Origin of the sequence: Streptomyces sp. NPDC048018 (genome assembly GCF_043202995.1) — a bacterium.
Classification (GTDB): Bacteria; Actinomycetota; Actinomycetes; order Streptomycetales; family Streptomycetaceae; genus Streptomyces.
Map to the genome: position 1 here is coordinate 538,955 of NZ_JBIDBK010000006.1, position 19,398 is coordinate 558,352.

The 19,398-nt window shown below is 72.3% G+C and carries 17 protein-coding genes; 13 read left to right on the top strand and 4 right to left on the bottom strand.

The features are described 5' to 3' along the window. Positions 1-196: 196 nt before the first annotated feature. The 8 genes from ACGF1Z_RS25610 (at position 197) to ACGF1Z_RS25645 (ending at position 10,707) form a co-directional block, all read left to right on the top strand. Entirely contained in the window at positions 197-2,125 is a 1,929-nt protein-coding gene (locus ACGF1Z_RS25610; protein ID WP_393007743.1) for an acyl-CoA dehydrogenase family protein, read from the top strand. 103 nt (positions 2,126-2,228) lie between these two features. Beyond that, positions 2,229-3,476 carry a 3-phosphoshikimate 1-carboxyvinyltransferase gene (aroA, locus tag ACGF1Z_RS25615; protein ID WP_393007745.1) on the top strand — a complete coding sequence of 416 codons (1,248 nt, stop codon included), beginning with the start codon at positions 2,229-2,231 and terminating at the stop codon, positions 3,474-3,476. A 39-nt stretch (positions 3,477-3,515) separates the two neighbouring features. After that, a complete protein-coding gene (dxr, locus tag ACGF1Z_RS25620; RefSeq protein ID WP_393007747.1) occupies positions 3,516-4,829 on the top strand; it encodes a 1-deoxy-D-xylulose-5-phosphate reductoisomerase in 1,314 nt (437 codons plus the stop codon). Continuing rightward, positions 4,826-6,130: a M50 family metallopeptidase gene (locus tag ACGF1Z_RS25625; RefSeq protein WP_393007749.1), complete on the top strand. Its 1,305-nt coding sequence runs from the start codon at positions 4,826-4,828 to the stop codon at positions 6,128-6,130. Before dxr ends, ACGF1Z_RS25625 begins: the two co-directional genes overlap by 4 nt. A 104-nt stretch (positions 6,131-6,234) precedes the next feature. After that, positions 6,235-7,392 carry a flavodoxin-dependent (E)-4-hydroxy-3-methylbut-2-enyl-diphosphate synthase gene (ispG, locus tag ACGF1Z_RS25630; protein ID WP_393007751.1) on the top strand — a complete coding sequence of 386 codons (1,158 nt, stop codon included), beginning with the start codon at positions 6,235-6,237 and terminating at the stop codon, positions 7,390-7,392. A gap of 122 nt (positions 7,393-7,514) precedes the next feature. Beyond that, the gene (locus ACGF1Z_RS25635) at positions 7,515-8,360 is read left to right on the top strand and encodes a GNAT family N-acetyltransferase (protein ID WP_393007753.1); all 846 of its coding nucleotides are present in this window, start codon (positions 7,515-7,517) and stop codon (positions 8,358-8,360) included. A 21-nt stretch (positions 8,361-8,381) separates the two neighbouring features. Then, positions 8,382-8,924, top strand: coding sequence for a GNAT family N-acetyltransferase (locus ACGF1Z_RS25640; protein WP_393007755.1), 543 nt, complete (start codon positions 8,382-8,384; stop codon positions 8,922-8,924). 82 nt (positions 8,925-9,006) lie between these two features. Further along, a complete protein-coding gene (locus ACGF1Z_RS25645; RefSeq protein WP_393007757.1) occupies positions 9,007-10,707 on the top strand; it encodes a proline--tRNA ligase in 1,701 nt (566 codons plus the stop codon). Between the two features lie 67 nt (positions 10,708-10,774). On the opposite strand, the gene ACGF1Z_RS25650 is transcribed toward ACGF1Z_RS25645, so the two are convergent. From ACGF1Z_RS25650 to ACGF1Z_RS25665, 4 genes are read right to left on the bottom strand one after another with little or no spacing between them, the layout of a single operon-like run. Continuing rightward, positions 10,775-11,746, bottom strand: coding sequence for a slipin family protein (locus ACGF1Z_RS25650; protein WP_393007759.1), 972 nt, complete (start codon positions 11,744-11,746; stop codon positions 10,775-10,777). A gap of 57 nt (positions 11,747-11,803) precedes the next feature. Continuing rightward, positions 11,804-12,691 carry an aminoglycoside phosphotransferase family protein gene (locus ACGF1Z_RS25655; RefSeq protein ID WP_393007761.1) on the bottom strand — a complete coding sequence of 296 codons (888 nt, stop codon included), beginning with the start codon at positions 12,689-12,691 and terminating at the stop codon, positions 11,804-11,806. 24 nt (positions 12,692-12,715) lie between these two features. Then, complete coding sequence (locus ACGF1Z_RS25660) at positions 12,716-13,132, bottom strand: ferritin-like domain-containing protein (protein ID WP_393007763.1); 417 nt, start codon at positions 13,130-13,132, stop codon at positions 12,716-12,718. Continuing rightward, a complete protein-coding gene (locus ACGF1Z_RS25665; protein ID WP_393007765.1) occupies positions 13,129-13,656 on the bottom strand; it encodes a hypothetical protein in 528 nt (175 codons plus the stop codon). Before ACGF1Z_RS25665 ends, ACGF1Z_RS25660 begins: the two co-directional genes overlap by 4 nt. Positions 13,657-13,820: 164 nt before the next feature. Between ACGF1Z_RS25665 and rimP the strand changes: the two genes are divergently transcribed. The 5 genes from rimP (at position 13,821) to ACGF1Z_RS25690 (ending at position 19,383) form a co-directional block, all read left to right on the top strand. Then, a complete protein-coding gene (gene rimP, locus ACGF1Z_RS25670; RefSeq protein WP_393007767.1) occupies positions 13,821-14,327 on the top strand; it encodes a ribosome maturation factor RimP in 507 nt (168 codons plus the stop codon). 2 nt (positions 14,328-14,329) lie between these two features. Continuing rightward, positions 14,330-15,331 carry a transcription termination factor NusA gene (nusA, locus tag ACGF1Z_RS25675; protein WP_393007769.1) on the top strand — a complete coding sequence of 334 codons (1,002 nt, stop codon included), beginning with the start codon at positions 14,330-14,332 and terminating at the stop codon, positions 15,329-15,331. A 103-nt stretch (positions 15,332-15,434) separates the two neighbouring features. After that, positions 15,435-15,713, top strand: a complete 279-nt coding sequence (locus ACGF1Z_RS25680; RefSeq protein WP_393007771.1) for a YlxR family protein — start codon at positions 15,435-15,437, stop codon at positions 15,711-15,713. Positions 15,714-15,872: 159 nt separating this feature from the next. Continuing rightward, positions 15,873-18,947 (top strand): translation initiation factor IF-2, encoded by a 3,075-nt coding sequence (gene infB, locus ACGF1Z_RS25685; RefSeq protein WP_393007773.1) that lies wholly within the window; start codon positions 15,873-15,875, stop codon positions 18,945-18,947. Positions 18,948-19,089: 142 nt separating this feature from the next. Further along, positions 19,090-19,383, top strand: a complete 294-nt coding sequence (locus ACGF1Z_RS25690) for a DUF503 domain-containing protein (RefSeq protein WP_393007775.1) — start codon at positions 19,090-19,092, stop codon at positions 19,381-19,383. Positions 19,384-19,398 lie beyond the last annotated feature (15 nt).

A 19,398-nucleotide genomic window follows, 5' to 3' on the forward strand; every position in this document is an offset into this window, starting at 1 on the left:
ACCCGTACGGACCAAGGCGTCCGTACGCACGAGACAGACGGTCCGAGCCCACTGTGCGGGGGTTCGGACCGTCCTCGTCTTCCCGCGCCCGCCCGGAACCGCCGCCGCGACCGTTTCCGCCACCGCCGATTTCGGGTACGACGGACGAGTGGCACCACGCCACACCAGGCCCCGACGAGCGGCAGGTGAGCTCTTCATGTCCGCACCCACCCAGCGGCCGCCCAAGGTCACCGAACGCGAGGCCCGGCAGGTCGCCGAGGCGGCGCGCCAGCAGGACTGGCACAAGCCGAGCTTCGCCAAGGAACTCTTCCTCGGCCGCTTCCGGCTCGACCTCATCCATCCGCACCCGATGCCCGCCGACGAGGACGTCCGGCGCGGCGAGGCGTTCCTCGCCAAGCTGCGCGCGTTCTGCGAGACCCGGGTCGACGGCGCCCGCATCGAACGCGAGGCCCGCATCCCCGACGAGACCGTCACCGGCCTCAAGGAACTCGGCGCGCTCGGCATGAAGATCGACCCCAGGTACGGCGGTCTCGGCCTCACCCAGCTCTACTACAACCGGGCCCTCGCCCTGGTCGGCTCGGTCAGCCCCGCGCTCGGCGCGCTGCTCTCCGCCCACCAGTCGATCGGCGTGCCGCAGCCGCTGAAGCTCTTCGGCACCCAGGAGCAGAAGGACGCCTTCCTGCCGCGGCTCGCCCGCAGCGACATCTCCGCCTTCCTGCTCACCGAGCCCGACGTCGGCTCCGACCCGGCCCGGCTCGCCACCACCGCCGTGCCCGACGGGGACGACACCTACGTCCTCGACGGCGTGAAGCTGTGGACCACCAACGGCGTCGTCGCCGACCTCCTCGTCGTCATGGCCCGCGTCCCCTCCTCCGAGGGGCACCGCGGCGGCATCACCGCCTTCGTCGTCGAGGGCGACTCGCCCGGCATCACCGTCGAGCACCGCAACGCCTTCATGGGGCTGCGCGGCCTGGAGAACGGCGTCACCCGCTTCCACCAGGTGCGCGTGCCCGCCGCGAACCGCATCGGCCCCGAGGGTTCCGGGCTCAAGATCGCCCTCACCACGCTCAACACCGGCCGGCTCTCGCTGCCCGCCGCCTGCGCCGGCGCCGGCAAGTGGTGCCTGAAGATCTCCCGCGAATGGGCCGCCGAACGCGAGCAGTGGGGCAAGCCGGTCGCCCGCCACGAGGCCGTGGGCGCCAAGATCTCGTTCATCGCCGCCACGGCCTTCGCCCTGGAGGCCGTCGTCGACCTCGCCTCCCAGATGGCCGACGAGGACCGCAACGACATCCGCATCGAGGCCGCCCTCGCCAAGCTGTACGGATCCGAGATGGCCTGGAAGATGGCCGACGAACTGGTCCAGATCCGCGGCGGCCGCGGCTACGAGACCGCCGACTCGCTCGCCGCCCGCGGCGAACGCGCCGTCCCGGCCGAACAGCTCCTGCGCGACCTGCGGATCAACCGCATCTTCGAGGGCTCCACCGAGATCATGCACCTGCTGATCGCCCGCGAGGCCGTCGACGCCCACCTCGCCGTCGCCGGCGACATCATCGACCCCGACAAGGCCCTCGCGGAGAAGGCCAGGGCGGGCGCCCGGGCCGGCGGGTTCTACGCCCGCTGGCTGCCGAAGCTGGTCGCCGGACAGGGCCAGCTGCCCGGCGCCTATGCCGAGTTCGGCGACCTCGCGACCCATCTGCGCTACGTCGAACGCACCTCCCGCAAGCTCGCCCGCTCCACCTTCTACGCGATGTCCCGCTGGCAGGGGAAGATGGAGCTCAAGCAGGCCTTCCTCGGCCGGATCGTCGACATCGGGGCCGAACTCTTCGCCATGAGCGCCGTCTGCGTGCGGGCCGAACACCTGCGCACCACCGGCGCCCACGGCCGCGAGGCCCGGCAGCTCGCCGACGCCTTCTGCCGCCAGGCCCGGCTCCGGGTCGCGGAGCTCTTCGGCCGCCTCTGGGCCAACACCGACGACCTGGACCGCAAGGTCGTCGACGGCGTCCTCGCGGGCTCGTACAGCTGGCTGGAGGAGGGCATCCTCGACCCGAGCGACGACGGCCCCTGGATCGCCGCCACACCCCCCGGCCCCTCGGAGCGGGAGAACGTCCACCGGAAGATCCCGTAGCCGCCGAACGGCCGCCTCCGCCCGTCCGCAGCCCCGGCCCCGGCCGCGTCCACCCTCCGGACGCGGCCGCCCGGTCCGGGCCGGCCACGGCAGGATGGCGGCCGTGACCGTCATCGACATCCCCGGCTCCAAGTCCGTCACCGCCCGCGCCCTCTTCCTCGCGGCCGCCGCCGAAGGCACCACCACCCTGCTCCGGCCACTGCGCTCCGACGACACCGAGGGCTTCGTCGAGGGTCTGAGGGCCCTCGGCTACGTCGTACGGGAGGAGCCGGGCGCCTGGCACATCGAGGGCCGGCCGGCCGGGCCCGGGGTCCCCGAGGCCGACGTGTACTGCCGCGACGGCGCGACCACCGCCCGCTTCCTGCCCGCGCTGGCCGCCGCCGGGCACGGCACCTTCCGCTTCGACGCCTCCGCCCAGATGCGCCGCCGCCCGCTCGGCCCGCTCAGCACCGCCCTGCGCGAGCTCGGCGTGGAGCTGACGCACGGCGAGCGCGAGGGGCACCACCCGCTCACCGTCACCGGCCGCGGCATCAGGGGCGGCGCGGTCCGCCTCGACGCCGGCCAGTCGTCCCAGTACCTGACCGCGCTGCTGATGCTGGGCCCGCTCACCACCGAGGGCCTGGCGATCACCGTCACCGACCTGGTCTCGGAGCCGTACGTCGAGATCACCCTCGCGATGATGCGGAGCTTCGGCGCCGAGACCGTCCGCGAGGACGGCCCGGAGGGACGTACGTACACCGTGGCCCCGACCGGCTACCGCGCCACCACGTACGCCGTCGAGCCCGACGCCTCGACCTCCAGCTACTTCTTCGCCGCGGCCGCCCTCACCCCCGGCGCGGCCGTCACCGTCCCCGGCCTCGGCACCGGCGCCCTCCAGGGCGACCTGGGCTTCGTGGACGTCCTGCAGCGCATGGGCGCCGACGTCCGGATCACCGCCGAGGGCACGACCGTCCGCTCCACCGGCGCCCTGCGCGGTCTGACGGTCGCCATGCGCGACATCTCCGACACCATGCCGACCCTCGCCGCGATCGCGCCCTTCGCCGACGGGCCGGTCCGCATCGAGGACGTCGCCAACACCCGGGTCAAGGAGTGCGACCGGCTCGACGCCTGCGCCGAGAACCTGCGCCGGCTCGGCATCGACGTCGCCACCGGGCCCGACTGGATCGAGATCCGCCCCGGCACCCCCGCCGGGCCGGCCGAGATCGCCACCCACGGCGATCACCGCATCGTGATGTCCTTCGCGGTCACCGCGCTGCGCACCCCCGGCGTCACCTTCGACGACCCCGGCTGTGTGCGGAAGACGTTCCCGGACTTCCACACCGTCTTCGAGGCCTTCCGCACGGCGCTGTGAGGCAGCCGGTGTGAAGGGCGCACGGTCTTTGCGGCAAGAATGGGGGGCATGAGCGACCGCCCCTCTCCTCTCGCCGACCCGCACATCGCCTTCGACGTCACCGAAGGGCGCCGGGACATCGTCGTCCTCGGCTCGACCGGGTCCATCGGCACCCAGGCCATCGACCTGGTCCTGCGCAACCCCGACCGGTTCCGGGTCACCGCCCTCGCCGCCTCCGGCGGCCGGATCGGACTGCTCGCCGAGCAGGCGCACCGGCTGCGGGTCCAGGCGGTCGCGGTCGCCCGCGAGGACGCGGTGGACGAGCTCCGGACGGCCCTCGCGGCGCTCTACGGCTCCGAGCCGCTGCCCGAGATCCTGGCCGGCCCGGACGCCGCCACCGAGCTCGCGGCCTCGCCGTGCCACACCGTCCTCAACGGCATCACCGGCTCCATCGGCCTGGCGCCCACCCTCGCCGCCCTGGAAGCCGGCCGCACCCTCGCGCTCGCCAACAAGGAGTCGCTGATCGTCGGCGGCCCGCTCGTCAAGGCGCTGGCCAAGCCGGGCCAGATCATCCCGGTCGACTCGGAGCACGCCGCCCTGTTCCAGGCGCTGGCCGCCGGCACCCGCGCCGACGTCCGCAAGCTGGTCGTCACCGCCTCCGGCGGCCCCTTCCGCGGCCGGACCCGGGAGCAGCTGGCGGACGTGACCCGCGAGGACGCCCTCGCGCACCCGACCTGGGCGATGGGCCCGGTCATCACGGTGAACAGCGCGACCCTGGTGAACAAGGGCCTGGAGGTCATCGAGGCCCACCTGCTCTACGACATCCCGTTCGACCGCATCGAGGTCGTCGTCCACCCGCAGTCGTACGTGCACTCCATGGTCGAGTTCACCGACGGCTCCACCCTCGCCCAGGCCACCCCGCCGGACATGCGCGGTCCGATCGCCATCGGCATCGGCTGGCCCGAGCGGGTCCCGGACGCGGCCCCGTCCTTCGACTGGAGCACCGCCTCCACCTGGGAGTTCTTCCCCCTCGACAACGAGGCCTTCCCGTCGGTGAACCTGGCCCGGCACGTCGGTACGCTCGGCGGCACCGCGCCCGCCGTCTTCAACGCCGCCAACGAGGAGTGCGTGGACGCCTTCCTCGCCGGAAGGCTGCCGTTCAACGGAATCATGGATACCGTCACCGCAGTCGTCACCGAGCGCTTCGGCTCCCCGGAAGACCGGAGGACCACGGCCGACGGCGGAACGAAGCGGAGCGGGGACCCCGTGACGGGAACCTCGCTCACGGTGTCGGACGTCCTGGAAGCGGAGACCTGGGCACGGGCCCGGGCCCGGGAACTCGCGGCGAAGGCAATCGCGGAGGCGCGCGCATGACCATTCTCCTGACCGTCCTCGGCATCGTGCTGTTCGCGCTGGGACTCCTCGTCTCCATCGCGTGGCACGAGCTGGGCCATCTCTCCACGGCCAAGCTCTTCGGCATCCGGGTGCCGCAGTACATGGTGGGCTTCGGCCCGACCATCTGGTCGCGGCGGAAGGGCGAGACGGAGTACGGCATCAAGGCCATCCCGGCCGGCGGCTACATCCGCATGATCGGCATGTTCCCGCCCGGCAAGGACGGCCGGATCGAGGCCCGCTCCACCTCCCCGTGGCGCTCCATGATCGAGGACGCCCGCGAGGCGTCCTTCGAGGAACTGCAGCCCGGCGACGAGGACCGGCTCTTCTACACGCGCAAGCCGTGGAAGCGCGTCATCGTCATGTTCGCCGGCCCGTTCATGAACCTGGTGCTCGCCGTCCTGCTGTTCTTCGGCAGCGCGATGGCCGTCGGCTTCGAGACCCAGACCACCAAGGTCGCCGGCGTCACCACCTGCGTCATCGACCAGAGCGAGAAGCGCGACACCTGCAAGCCGAGCGACCGCCCGTCGCCCGCGAAGGCCGCCGGCCTCCTCAAGGGCGACCGGATCGTCGCCTTCAACGGCGAGCGCGTCTCCGACTGGAACACCCTCTCCGACCGCATCCGGGCCACCACCGGCCCGGTCACCGTCACCGTCCGGCGCGGCGGCGAGGAACTGGACCTCCACGCGACGCTCCTGGAGAACCGGGTCCTGAAGAAGGACGCGGACGGCCGCGTCGTCCAGCCCGCGCAGTACGTCTCCGCCGGCTACCTCGGCTTCGAGTCCGGCCGTGAGGTGGTCCCGCTCACCTTCGGCCAGTCCGTCGACCGGATGTCCGACCAGCTTCAGGCCGGCGTCGAGTCCGTCCTCGCCCTGCCGAGCAAGATCCCCGCCCTGTGGGACGCCGCCTTCGACGGCGGCGAGCGCAAGCAGGATTCGCCGGTCGGCGTCGTCGGCGCCGCCCGGATCAGCGGCGAGCTGATGAGCGTCGAGGCCCCGCCGCAGACCCGGCTGGTGTTCTTCCTCCAGCTGGTCGTCATGTTCAACGTGTCGCTGTTCCTGTTCAACATGCTTCCGCTGCTGCCGCTCGACGGCGGCCACATCGCGGGCGCCCTGTGGGAGTCCGTCCGCCGGCACACCGCGCGGATCTTCAAGCGGCCCGACCCGGGCCCGTTCGACGTGGCGAAGCTGATGCCGGCCGCGTACGTGGTGGCGGGCGTGTTCGTGTGCTTCACGCTGCTCGTCCTCGTCGCCGACATCGTCAATCCGGTGAAGCTGACCTAGTCCGCGCCCGGCCGGACACCCCTGCGGTGTCCGGCCGTCCGCCCCCGGGGCGGTAATCTCGAAGACCTGAGCCCGATGAACCACACCTTGGGGTTGTACAGCTGATGACCGCGATCTCTCTCGGTATCCCGACCGTTCCGACCCGGCTCGCCGAACGGCGCAAGAGCCGCCAGATCCAGGTCGGATCGGTGGCCGTCGGCGGCGACGCCCCCGTGTCGGTCCAGTCGATGACCACCACCCGCACCTCCGACATCGGCGCCACGCTCCAGCAGATCGCCGAGCTGACCGCCTCCGGCTGCCAGATCGTGCGCGTGGCCTGTCCCACCCAGGACGACGCCGACGCCCTCGCGACCATCGCGAAGAAGTCGCAGATCCCGGTCATCGCCGACATCCACTTCCAGCCGAAGTACGTGTTCGCCGCCATCGACGCCGGCTGTGCCGCGGTGCGCGTCAACCCGGGCAACATCAAGCAGTTCGACGACAAGGTCAAGGAGATCGCCAAGGCGGCCTCCGCGGCCGGCACCCCGATCCGGATCGGCGTCAACGCCGGCTCGCTCGACGCGCGCCTGCTCGCCAAGTACGGCAAGGCCACCCCCGAGGCGCTCGTCGAGTCCGCCCTCTGGGAGGCCTCCCTCTTCGAGGAGCACGGCTTCCGGGACATCAAGATCTCGGTCAAGCACAACGACCCGGTCGTGATGGTCAACGCCTACCGCCAGCTCGCCGCCCAGTGCGACTACCCGCTGCACCTCGGCGTCACCGAGGCCGGCCCCGCCTTCCAGGGCACCATCAAGTCCGCCGTCGCCTTCGGCGCGCTGCTCTCCGAGGGCATCGGCGACACCATCCGGGTCTCCCTCTCCGCCCCGCCCGCCGAGGAGATCAAGGTCGGCATCCAGATCCTGGAGTCGCTCAACCTGCGCCAGCGCCGCCTGGAGATCGTCTCCTGCCCGTCCTGCGGCCGCGCCCAGGTCGACGTCTACAAGCTCGCCGAGGAGGTGACCGCCGGCCTGGAGGGCATGGAGGTCCCGCTCCGCGTCGCCGTCATGGGCTGCGTCGTCAACGGCCCCGGCGAGGCCCGCGAGGCCGACCTCGGCGTCGCCTCCGGCAACGGCAAGGGCCAGATCTTCGTCAAGGGCGAGGTCATCAAGACCGTGCCCGAGTCGAAGATCGTCGAGACCCTCATCGACGAGGCGATGAAGATCGCCGAACAGATGGAGAAGGACGGCGTCATGAGCGGCGAGCCGACGGTCTCCGTCGCCGGCTGATCCCGTCCCCGCACCGAAGCCCTTCCGGCCACCTCCCGGCCGGAGGGGCTTTCGCCCGTCCCCAGCCGGCGGGAACGGGGGTAAAGTGCCAGGACCAGCAGAACCGTACGGTGAGGCCCCACGTGTTGACGCAATCATCGACGCGGGTCCTCGAACCCGCCGACCTCGGCGCGGCGCTCGCCGTCCTGGACAGCGCACCCGTCGAGAACGCCTTCGTCACGGCCCGCGTCCAGCTCGCCGGGCTCGACCCGTGGCGCCTGGGCGGCGAGATGTGGGGCTGGTACACCGACGGCCGGCTCACCTCGCTGTGCTACTCCGGCGCCAACCTCGTCCCCATCTGCGCCACCCCCGAGGCCGTCCGCGCCTTCGCCGAGCGGGCCCGGCGGACCGGCCGCCGCTGCTCCTCCATCGTCGGCCCCGCAGCGCCCACCGCCGAGCTCTGGCGGCTCCTCGAACCCAGCTGGGGCCCCGCCCGCGACGTCCGCGCCCACCAGCCGCTCATGGTCGCCGACGCGCCCTCCGCCACCGTCGCGCCCGACCCGCTGGTGCGCCGGGTCCGCAAGGACGAGATGGAGACGATCGTGCCCGCGTGCGTGGCCATGTTCACCGAGGAGGTCGGAATCTCCCCGCTCTCCGGCGACGGCGGACTGCTCTACCAGGCCCGGGTCGCCGAGCTCGTCGGCTCCGGCCGCTCCTTCGCCCGCATCGAGGACGGCAAGGTCGTCTTCAAGGCCGAGATCGGCGCCGCCACCCGCCAGGCCTGCCAGATCCAGGGCGTCTGGGTCGCCCCCGAGCACCGCGGCCGGGGTCTGTCCGAGACCGGCATGGCGGCCGTCCTCGCCTACGCGCTCGCCGACGTCGCGCCCGTCGTCAGCCTCTACGTGAACGACTACAACGCGCCCGCCCGGGCGGCGTACCGCCGCGTGGGCTTCCAGGAGGTCGGCGCCTTCATGAGCGTGCTGTTCTGACCGGCTTGTAGGGTGCGGCGCATGGATGACACCGAGGTCGTGATCGCGCCGGTCAATCTCGCCGCACGGGTCGACGAGGCCCTCGCCGTGCAGGCCGTCGCCTTCGGCCTCGACGCGGGTGAGGTGGCCGTACGGCGGCACATCGTGCTGCGTCATCTGCTCAACCCCGGTGCCTGCGCCTACGGTGCGACGACCCCCGACGGGCGGCTCGTCGGCTTCGTCTACGGGATGCCGAACGACCGCTCCCACTGGTGGTCGACCATCGTGGAGCCGTATCTGCGCACCCTGGGCACCGCCGACTGGCTCGACGACTCCTTCGTCATCACCGAGCTGCACGTCCACCCCGGCTTCCAGGGCCGGGGCGTGGGCCGCGAGCTGATCACCACCATCACCGACGGTTCCGAGCTGCCGCGTTCGATCCTCTCCGCCATCGACACCGAGAGCCCCGCCCGCGGGCTCTACCGCTCGCTCGGCTACACCGACCTGGCCCGTCAGGTCCACTTCCCCAGCGCGCCACGCCCCTACGCGGTGATGGGCGCCCCGCTGCCGCTCAAGCGCCGGTAGCGGAGTCGTTACTGATTTCACCGAGCCGGGCTCGCCCGGCTAACCTCGGGGCCATCACCCAACCAGCAGGAGTACGAGAACCATGGCCAACGCACCGGTCCAGCGCATGTCCCAGTTGATGGCGAAGACGCTGCGCGACGACCCGGCGGACGCCGAGGTCCTCAGCCACAAGCTCCTCGTCCGCGCCGGTTACGTCCGCCGCACCGCCGCCGGCATCTGGAGCTGGCTGCCCCTCGGCAAGCGGGTGCTCTCCAACGTCGAGCGCATCGTCCGCGAGGAGATGGACGCCATCGGCGCCCAGGAGGTCTCGCTGCCGGCCCTGCTGCCCCGGGAGCCCTACGAGGCGACGGGCCGCTGGGAGGAGTACGGCGCCGAGCTGTTCCGTCTCCAGGACCGCAAGGGCGGCGACTACCTCCTCGGCCCGACCCACGAGGAGATCTTCACGCTCCTGGTGAAGGACCAGTGCTCGTCCTACAAGGACCTGCCGGTGATCCTCTACCAGATCCAGAACAAGTTCCGTGACGAGGCCCGTCCGCGCGCCGGCATCCTGCGCGGCCGTGAGTTCCTCATGAAGGACTCGTACTCCTTCGACACGGAGGACGAGGGCCTCGCCCGGTCGTACGCCCTGCACCGCCAGGCCTACCAGCGCGTCTTCGAGCGCCTCGGCCTCGACTACCGCATCTGCGCCGCCACCGCCGGCGCCATGGGCGGCTCGAAGTCCGAGGAGTTCCTCGCTCCCGCCGAGGCCGGCGAGGACACCTTCGCCGACTGCCCGAACTGCGACTTCGCCGCGAACACCGAGGCGATCACGTACGAGCTGAAGGCCGTCGACGGCTCCGCCGTGCCGGCCGCCGAGGACATCGCGACGCCCGACACCCCGACCATCGAGACCCTGGCCGCCCACCTCGGCGTCCCGGCCTCCGCCACCCTCAAGAACCTCCTCGTGAAGGTCGACGGCGAGATCGTGGCCGTGGGCGTGCCCGGCGACCGTGAGGTGGACCTGGGCAAGGTGGAGGCGCACTTCGCCCCGGCGACCGTCGAGATGGTCACCGAGGCCGACTTCGCCGAGCGCACCGACCTGGTCCGCGGCTACGTCGGCCCGCAGGGCCTCGACAAGGTGACGTACCTCGCCGACCCGCGCGTCGCGCCGGGCACGGCCTGGATCACCGGTGCCAACCGGGAGGGCATGCACGCGAAGAACGTCGTCGCGGGCCGCGACTTCGAGGTCGACGAGTACGTCGACGTCGTCGTGGTGCAGGACGGCGACCCGTGCCCCGTGTGCGGCACCGGCCTGAAGCTGGACCGCGCCATCGAGATCGGCCACATCTTCCAGCTGGGCCGCAAGTACGCCGACGCCCTCAAGCTCGACGTCCTCGGTCAGAACGGCAAGCCGGTCCGCGTCACCATGGGTTCGTACGGCATCGGCGTCTCCCGCGCCGTCGCCGCCCTGGCCGAGCAGTCCGCCGACGACAAGGGCCTGTGCTGGCCCGCCGAGGTCGCCCCGGCCGACGTCCACGTCGTCGCCGCCGGCAAGGCCCTGCAGACCGAGCTGGCCCTGGAGGTATCCGACAAGCTCGCCGCGGCCGGCCTGCGGGTCCTGGTGGACGACCGCGCGGGCGTCTCCCCGGGCGTCAAGTTCACCGACGCCGAGCTGATCGGCGTCCCGAAGATCCTCGTCGCCGGCCGCCGCTCGGGCGAGGGCGTCGTGGAGCTGAAGGACCGCCGCACGGGCGAGCGCGAGGAGCTCACCGTCGACGAGGCGCTCGCCCGCCTCACCGCGTGACACCACCCGGCGAACGGAGGGGTGCGGGGCCCACGGGCCCCGCACCCCTCCGGCGTACCGGCTCCGGTCAGGTCCCGTCCTCCTCCCGCGGCGCGGGTTCCACCGAGGCGCCGGTCAGGTCCTCGATCGCCTCCGCCGCGTCCGCCCGGCCCGCCAGATACGCGTCGGACCCGGGCTCCGGAGGCACCGGCGGTGGCTCCGGGGGACGCGCGAGGCCCGGCAGGGGTTCCTGGGCCACGGGCGTGGACGGGTGCCCCTCGGTGGAGGACGGGGGCGGCGTCGGCGCGGCGCGCTCCAGGAAGCGGAGCAGCTCCACCGGGATCGGCAGCACCAGCGTCGAGTTCTTCTCCGCGGAGACCGCCATGACCGTCTGGAGCAGCCGCAGCTGCAGGGCGGCCGGCGCCTCCTCCAGCTGGTGCGCCGCCTCCGCCAGCTTCTTCGACGCCTGCAGCTCCGCGTCCGCGTTGATCACCCGGGCCCGCCGCTCCCGGTCGGCCTCCGCCTGGCGGGCCATCGACCGCTTCATGGTCTCCGGCAGCGAGACGTCCTTGATCTCGACCCGGTCGATCGCGACGCCCCAGCCCATCGCCGGGCTGTCCAGCATCAGCTCCAGCCCCTGGTTGAGCTTCTCCCGGTTGGACAGCAGGTCGTCGAGGTCGCTCTTGCCGATGATCGACCGCAGGGAGGTCTGCGCCATCTGCGAGACGGCGAACTTGTAGTCCTCCACCCGCACCAGCGCGTCCGCCGCGTCGACGACCTTGAAGTAGACGACCGCGTCCACCCGCACCGTCACGTTGTCCCGCGTGATGCCCTCCTGGGCCGGCACCGGCATCGTGACGATCTGCATGTTCACCTTGTGGAGGCGGTCCACGCCCGGGATGATCATGGTGAACCCGGGCTGGCGCTCCTGGCCGCGCAGCCGACCGAAGCGGAACACCACCCCGCGCTCGTACTGCTTCACGATCCGCGCCGCCGCGGCGGAGTACACCGCGATCGCCGCGGCCGCTCCCGCAGCCGCCATCAACAGCTCTTGGATCATCACGGCCCCCTGAGGAACGGTTACAAAAAGGGTATTCCCCTCAACCGTGCTCAGGACTCACAACCAGCCCGCGAACTCCAGGAGCAGCTCCGCGTCCGCCCGCCGCCCGGCGGTCAGCGCGCGCGTCGCGGACTCGACCGCGCGGAACAGGGTCCAGCCGCGCAGCCGCTCCCGGTCGACCTCCAGGGAGTCCGCCAGCTTGTTCACCCGCCGCCGGGCCGCCGAGGCGCCCGCCGAAGCGGCCACCAGGTCCTCGACCCGGTCGCGGACCAGCCGCGCCAGGTCGTAGGCGCGCTCGCCCACCAGCGGCTCCGGGCCGACCGCGAGCCACGGGGCCCGGTCGCCGGCCAGCACCTTGCCCTGCCGGAAGTTGCCGTGCAGCAGCAGCGCCTCCGCGGGGCCGGCCACCAGCTCCTCGCGCGCGGCGAGCGCCGCGGCCACCAGGCCGCCGGTCCCCTCGTCCGCGGCGCCGTGACGGGACATGCCCTCGGTCTGCCGCCCGGTGCGCTCGGCCACCGACTCGAAGCCGTGCCCGGCCGGCGGCTCCACCCACAGCCTGCGCACCGTGCCGGCCGCCTCCAGGAGCGCCTTCGCCTCCGGCAGCGAGCGCAGCGACACCTCCGGGTGCAGCCGCTCCAGGACCAGCGCGCCGTCCTCCGTCTCCGCGAGGAGCCGGGCCGTGCCCCAGCCGTTCCAGTGCGCGAGCGCGTCCCGCTCCAGGTCCGGACGGGTGAATTCGGGCGCGATCTTCACGACGGCGTCGGGGGCGAGCACGACGAGACTGCTGCGCCCGCCCGGGGCCACCACCCGCTCGGCGACCAGGCCGGCGTGCTCCAGCGCGTCCTGGGCGAGCTCGGGGAGCCTCCCGAGCCATGCGGCCGCGGCCGCGTCCCCGTACGCCTCGCCGAGAGCCCGCACCAGTCGCTGCGGCGGTTCGAAACCCATGCGTGCGTCGTTCCTTCGTTCGGCTCAGGCCCGTTCGGCGAGCCCAGGAAAGGTTACGTCGCCGCCGTGCCAGCGGACCGCCCGCACCGCCGCCTCGCGCAGCGCCGCCGCCGCGTCCCGGCGCAGCGGCCCCTCGGCGGAGCGGACGACGTCGGCCCAGACCCCGGCGACCCGGTCCTCCAGGACGGCCGCGAGCCGCACGGCCGCGGCGGGGTCGGGCACCGCGAACGGCAGCTCGTAGGCGGCGGCCGCGGCGGCCGGCTCGCCGCCCAGGTCCCGTACGGTGCGGCGCAGCGCGTCGCGGCGGGCGCGGTGGGCCTCGTAGGCGGCGGTGGCCTCGGCGCGCCGGGCCTCGCCCACGCGGGCGCCGACGACCCCGTAGCCGTAGACGGCGGCGTGCTCGGCTGCGAGGGCGGCCTGGGCCGCGTCCAGCGCGCTCATCCCCGGCCCCCTTCGGTCAGCAGGTACGCGTGGGCCGCGCCGGAGGCGGCGACGGAGGCGAGCAGCCGGGCGTATTCGGGCGGCGCGGTCAGCAGCGCGGCCGTGTGGGTGTCGGCGGTCGCCCGCGCGGCGGACGCCAGGCTCCGGAGCGCGGCGGCGGGGTCGGCCGGCACCCGGACGAAGGCGAGGGACCGGGAGGGGGCGGGGGAGGGCGAGCCGGACCCGGTGGGGCCGGGCGCGGGCGCCGTGCCCCCTTCGGCCAGGGCCTTGACCTGGGCCGCCACGGAGGCCCGCAGGGGCGCGAGCCGGGCCGCGAGCGCCGGGTGCGCGTCGGCCACCGCGTCGTACCGCAGCAGCAGGTCCCGGCTGGTGGTCGCCGAGCGGGTGCGCAGGGCCGCCTCCGCGGCCGCCGCCCGTTCGGCGGCGCTCGGCTTCCCCGGGCGCTCGGCCCCGCCGGACGTGCAGCCCGCGAGTGTCATCGCCGCCCCCGCCGTGAGGAGCGCGCGTCTGCCCACCGTCGTCACGCCTTCTCCCTCGCGCTCAAGTTTTCGAAGATTCGAAGATCACCGCAGGCGAGCGTACCCGCGGCCCCCGGCCCGGTGGACGGCAACACCCTCCGGGACCGGATACCCTTTGATCTGACACGCGACGAACCCACAACAGCACACGCGGCCGAGGAGTCACCCGGATGAGCACCACCCAGAGCGAACGGCTGCGCGGTCTTCTGGAGCCGCTCGTTCACGCGAAGGACCTCGACCTCGAGGAGATCGAGGTGTCCCGGGCCGGCCGCCGCGGACTGCTGAGGGTCATCGTCGACTCGGACGAGGGCGTCGAGCTGGACGCCTGTGCCGAGCTGAGCCGCGTCATCTCCGAGAAGCTCGACGAGACGGACGCGATGGGCGAGGGCGAGTACGTCCTCGAAGTCAGCTCCCCGGGCGCCGACCGCCCCCTCACCCAGCACCGCCACTACGTGCGCGCCACCGGCCGCCTGGTGAAGCTGCAGCTGACCCCCGAGGCGGGCGGCGACGAGGTCGTCACCCGCGTCCTGGCCGTGGACGAGAACGGTCTGGACACCGAGGTGCCGGGCGTGAAGGGCCGCAAGGCCACCGCCCGCCGGGTGGAGTTCGCCGAGATCGCCAAGGCGCGTGTCGAGATCGAGTTCAACCGCAAGGACAAGAAGGAAGAGGAGGCGTAGCCGTGGACATCGACGTGAAGCTCCTGAAGGGCTTGGCACAGGAGAAGGAAATCTCCTTCGAGATGCTGGTCGAGGCGATCGAGTCGGCCCTCCTCATCGCGTACCACCGCACCCCCGACGCCCGCCGCCACGCGCGCGTGGAGCTCGACCGGGCCACCGGTCACGTGACGGTGTGGGCGAAGGAAGACCCCGCGGACCTCGAGGAGGGGCAGCAGCCGAAGGAGTTCGACGACACGCCGTCGGACTTCGGCCGGATCGCGGCGAGCACCGCCCGCCAGGTCATCCAGCAGCGGCTGCGGGACGCCGAGAACGACGTCACCTTCGGCGAGTACGCGCGCCGCGAGGGCGACATCGTGGCCGGCCAGGTGCAGCAGGGCAAGGACCCGAAGAACGTCCTCGTCAAGCTGGACGACAAGCTGGAGGCCATCCTTCCGGTGCAGGAGCAGGTGCCGGGCGAGGACTACACGCACGGTCTGCGGCTGCGCACGTACGTCGTGCGGGTGGCGAAGGGCGTGCGCGGCCCGTCCGTCACCCTCTCGCGCACCCACCCCAACCTGGTGAAGAAGCTGTTCGCCCTGGAGGTGCCGGAGATCGCCGACGGTTCCGTCGAGATCGCCGCCATCGCCCGTGAGGCCGGCCACCGCACCAAGATCGCCGTCCGTTCCACCCGTTCGGGCCTGAACCCCAAGGGCGCCTGCATCGGCCCGATGGGCAGCCGCGTCCGCAACGTGATGGCGGAGCTGCTCGGCGAGAAGATCGACATCGTCGACTGGTCGGACGACCCGGCCGAGATGGTGGCGAACGCGCTCTCCCCGGCCCGGGTCTCCAAGGTCGAGATCGTCGACCTGGCCGCCCGGTCCGCCCGGGTGACGGTGCCGGACTACCAGCTGTCGCTCGCGATCGGCAAGGAGGGGCAGAACGCCCGTCTGGCCGCGCGGCTCACCGGCTGGCGGATCGACATCCGTCCGGACACCGAGCAGCAGGACGAGGGCTCGGCCCAGTAGCACGGCGGTCCGGTTCCCTGCCGGGAGCTGATCTTTTTTGGCCAACAACTGTTCGATTCTTGCCCCGAACGGGTGAGGTCGGTACGGGGAGGTAGACTTAAGCGTGTCTGGCCGGACGCATGCCCGCGTATGCCCTGAGCGAACCTGTGTGGGATGCCGGGAGCGAGCGGCCAAGAGCGATCTGCTGCGGATCGTGATGAATAAGGACGAGTGTGTTCCCGATCATCGCGGTACGCTGCCCGGCCGGGGTGCGTATCTGCACCCCGCCTCGGTCTGTCTCGACCAGGCGGTGCGTCGCCGGGCGTTCCCGAGGGCCTTCCGGGTCCAGGGTCCGCTCGACACGGCGACGCTTCGCGCATACGTCGAGCAGGACGCACCGTAGAAGTACGGCACAAAAGATGTACGGCACGGAATCCCGTGCGGTCAGGTACCTCGCGAGTTGGAAGTAGGTCGAGATTGCGATGAGCACTCGATGAGTACGCGATGAGTACGCCCATGAAGTAGCGACGGTCCGGCGGTAACCGGACCTAAAAGGAGCGATGTGGCTAAGGTCCGGGTATACGAACTCGCCAAGGAGTTCGGCGTGGAGAGCAAGGTCGTCATGGCCAAGCTCCAAGAACTCGGTGAATTCGTCCGTTCGGCGTCCTCGACGATCGAGGCGCCGGTCGTGCGCAAGTTGACTGACGCTTTGCAGGGTCCCGGCGGCAACGCCGGCAAGACCGCTGCCAAGCCCGGCGCGCCCCGCAAGGCGACGCCCGCCCCCAAGCCCGCGGCACCGGCTCCGGCCGCCGCGGCACGTCCCGCTGCCCCCAAGCCCGGCGCCCCGGCCCCCAAGCCGGCCCCCGCCGCGCCTGCGGCCCCGGTCACCCCGGCGCCCGCGAGCAGCACCCCCTCCCCGGCTCCGGCCGCGTCGGGCCCCCGTCCGGGTCCGAAGCCCGCGCCCAAGCCGGCTCCCGCCGCCCCGGCTCCGAGCACTCCGGAGTTCACCGCGCCTCCGTCGGCCCCGGCCGCCGGTCAGCGTCCTGGTGGCGGCACCCCCGGTCCGCGTCCCGCCGCTGCCCGTCCGGGCCAGCAGGCGCCGCGTCCGGGTCAGCAGGCTCCCCGTCCGGGCCAGCAGTCGGCGCGTCCGGGCGGTCGCCCGGCCGGCCCGCGTCCGGGCAACAACCCCTTCACGTCCGGCGGCTCCACCGGCATGGCGCGCCCCCAGGCGCCCCGTCCGCAGGGTGGCGCCCCGCGTCCCGGCGGCCCCGGCGGCCAGGGCGGCGCTCCGCGTCCGCAGGGCCAGGGCGGCGTTCCCGGCGCCCCGCGCCCCCAGGGCGGCGCTCCGCGTCCGACCCCCGGTGGCATGCCTCGTCCGCAGGCTCCGCGTCCGGGCGGCGCGCCCGGCGGTAACCGCCCGAACCCGGGCATGATGCCGCAGCGTCCCGCTGCCGGCCCGCGTCCGGGCCCCGGCGGCCGTGGCCCCGGTGGCCCCGGCGGCCGTCCCGGTGGCGGCGGTGGCGGCGGCGGTCGTCCCGGCTTCGCCGGCCGTCCGGCCGGTCCCGGCGGTGGCGGCGGCGGCTTCGCCGGCCGTCCCGGTGGTCCCGGTGGCGGCGGCGGTCGTCCGGGTGGTCCCGGCGGTGGCGGCGGCTTCGGCGGTCGTCCCGGCGGCTTCGGTGGCCGTCCCGGCGGCCCCGGTGGCCGTGGTGGCACGCAGGGCGCCTTCGGTCGTCCCGGCGGTCCCGCGCGTCGTGGTCGCAAGTCGAAGCGTCAGAGGCGCCAGGAGTACGAGGCCATGCAGGCCCCGTCCGTGGGCGGCGTGATGCTGCCTCGCGGCAACGGCGACACCATTCGCCTGTCGCGCGGTGCCTCCCTCACCGACTTCGCCGAGAAGATCGGCGCCAACCCGGCGTCGCTCGTCGCGGTGATGATGAACCTCGGTGAGATGGTCACGGCCACGCAGTCCGTCTCCGACGACACGCTGACGATGCTCGGCGAGGAGATGAACTACGTCGTCCAGATCGTCAGCCCGGAGGAGGAGGACCGCGAGCTTCTCGAGTCCTTCGACATCGAGTTCGGCGAGGACGAGGGCGGCGAAGAGGCTCTGGTCTCCCGTCCGCCGGTCGTCACCGTCATGGGTCACGTCGACCACGGTAAGACCCGACTGCTCGACGCGATCCGCAAGACCAACGTCGTCGCGGGCGAGGCCGGTGGCATCACCCAGCACATCGGTGCCTACCAGGTGGGCACCGAGGTCAACGGCGAAGAGCGTCGCATCACCTTCATCGACACCCCGGGTCACGAGGCGTTCACCGCCATGCGTGCCCGTGGTGCGAAGTCGACCGACATCGCGATCCTCGTGGTCGCGGCCAACGACGGCGTCATGCCGCAGACGATCGAGGCGCTCAACCACGCCAAGGCCGCCGGCGTCCCGATCGTCGTCGCGGTCAACAAGATCGACGTCGAGGGCGCTGACCCGGTCAAGGTCCGCGGCCAGCTGACCGAGTTCGGTCTGGTGGCCGAGGAGTACGGCGGCGACACGATGTTCGTCGACATCTCCGCCAAGCAGGGTCTGCACATCGACTCCCTGCTGGAGGCCGTCGTCCTCACCGCCGACGCCTCGCTCGACCTGCGGGCCAACCCGAACCAGGACGCGCAGGGCATCGCGATCGAGTCCCACCTCGACCGCGGCCGCGGTGCCGTCTCGACCGTCCTGGTCCAGCGCGGAACGCTGCGCATCGGCGACACCGTGGTGGTCGGCGACGCGTACGGCCGCGTCCGGGCGATGCTCGACGACAAGGGCAACAACGTCGAGGAGGCGACTCCGTCGACTCCCGTCCTGGTCCTGGGTCTCACCAACGTCCCGGGTGCCGGCGACAACCTCCTGGTGGTCGACGAGGACCGTACGGCCCGCCAGATCGCCGAGAAGCGCGCTGCGCGTGAGCGCAACGCCGCCTTCGCCAAGCGCGTCCGCCGGGTGTCCCTCGAGGACCTCGACAAGGTGCTCAAGGCCGGTCTCGTCCAGGAACTCAACCTCATCATCAAGGGCGACGCGTCCGGTGCGGTCGAGGCCCTCGAGTCCTCGCTGCTCCAGCTCGACGTCGGCGAAGAGGTCGACATCCGCGTCCTGCACCGCGGTGTGGGTGCGGTCACCGAGTCGGACATCGACCTGGCCATGGGCTCCGACGCCATCGTCATCGGCTACAACGTCCGTGCGGCCGGCCGTGCCGCGCAGATGGCGGAGCGCGAGGGCGTCGACGTCCGGTACTACTCGGTCATCTACCAGGCGATCGAGGAGATCGAGGCGGCGCTCAAGGGCCTCCTCAAGCCGGAGTACGAAGAGGTCGAGCTCGGTACGGCGGAGATCCGCGAGGTCTTCCGCTCGTCCAAGCTGGGCAACATCGCCGGTGTCCTCATCCGCTCGGGCGAGGTCAAGCGCAACACCAAGGCGCGCCTCATCCGCGACGGCAAGGTCATCGCGGAGAACCTCAACATCGAGGGTCTGCGCCGCTTCAAGGACGACGTCACCGAGATCCGCGAAGGCTACGAGGGTGGTATCAACCTCGGAAACTTCAACGACATCAAGATCGACGACGTCATCGCGACGTACGAGATGCGCGAGAAGCCGCGCGTGTAACGCACACGGCTGAGACCGGGGCCGGTCGGCGGGAGTATTTCCGTCGATCGGCCCCGGCCGTTGCGTGTACGGTTTTGATGTTCCTCCCGGGCGAGCGCCCGGCAGGCCGTCGAACCCGAACCGGCGGGACATCCGGCATCGCATGTACGTGGGGACTCTGTCCTTCGATCTGCTCCTCGGCGATGTGCATTCGTTGAAGGAGAAACGCTCCGTCGTCCGGCCCGTCGTGGCCGAGCTCCAGCGCAAGTTCTCCGTGAGCGCGGCCGAGGTGGGCGACCAGGACCTCCACCGCAGGGCCCGTATCGGGGTCGCTCTGGTGTCCGGGGACGCGGGGTTCGTGTCGGACGTGCTCGACCGCTGTGAGCGGCTGGTCGCGGCCCGGCCCGAGGTCGAGCTGCTGTCGGTGCGACGCAGCCTCCACACTGATGAAGACTGAACGAGCAAGGCAAAG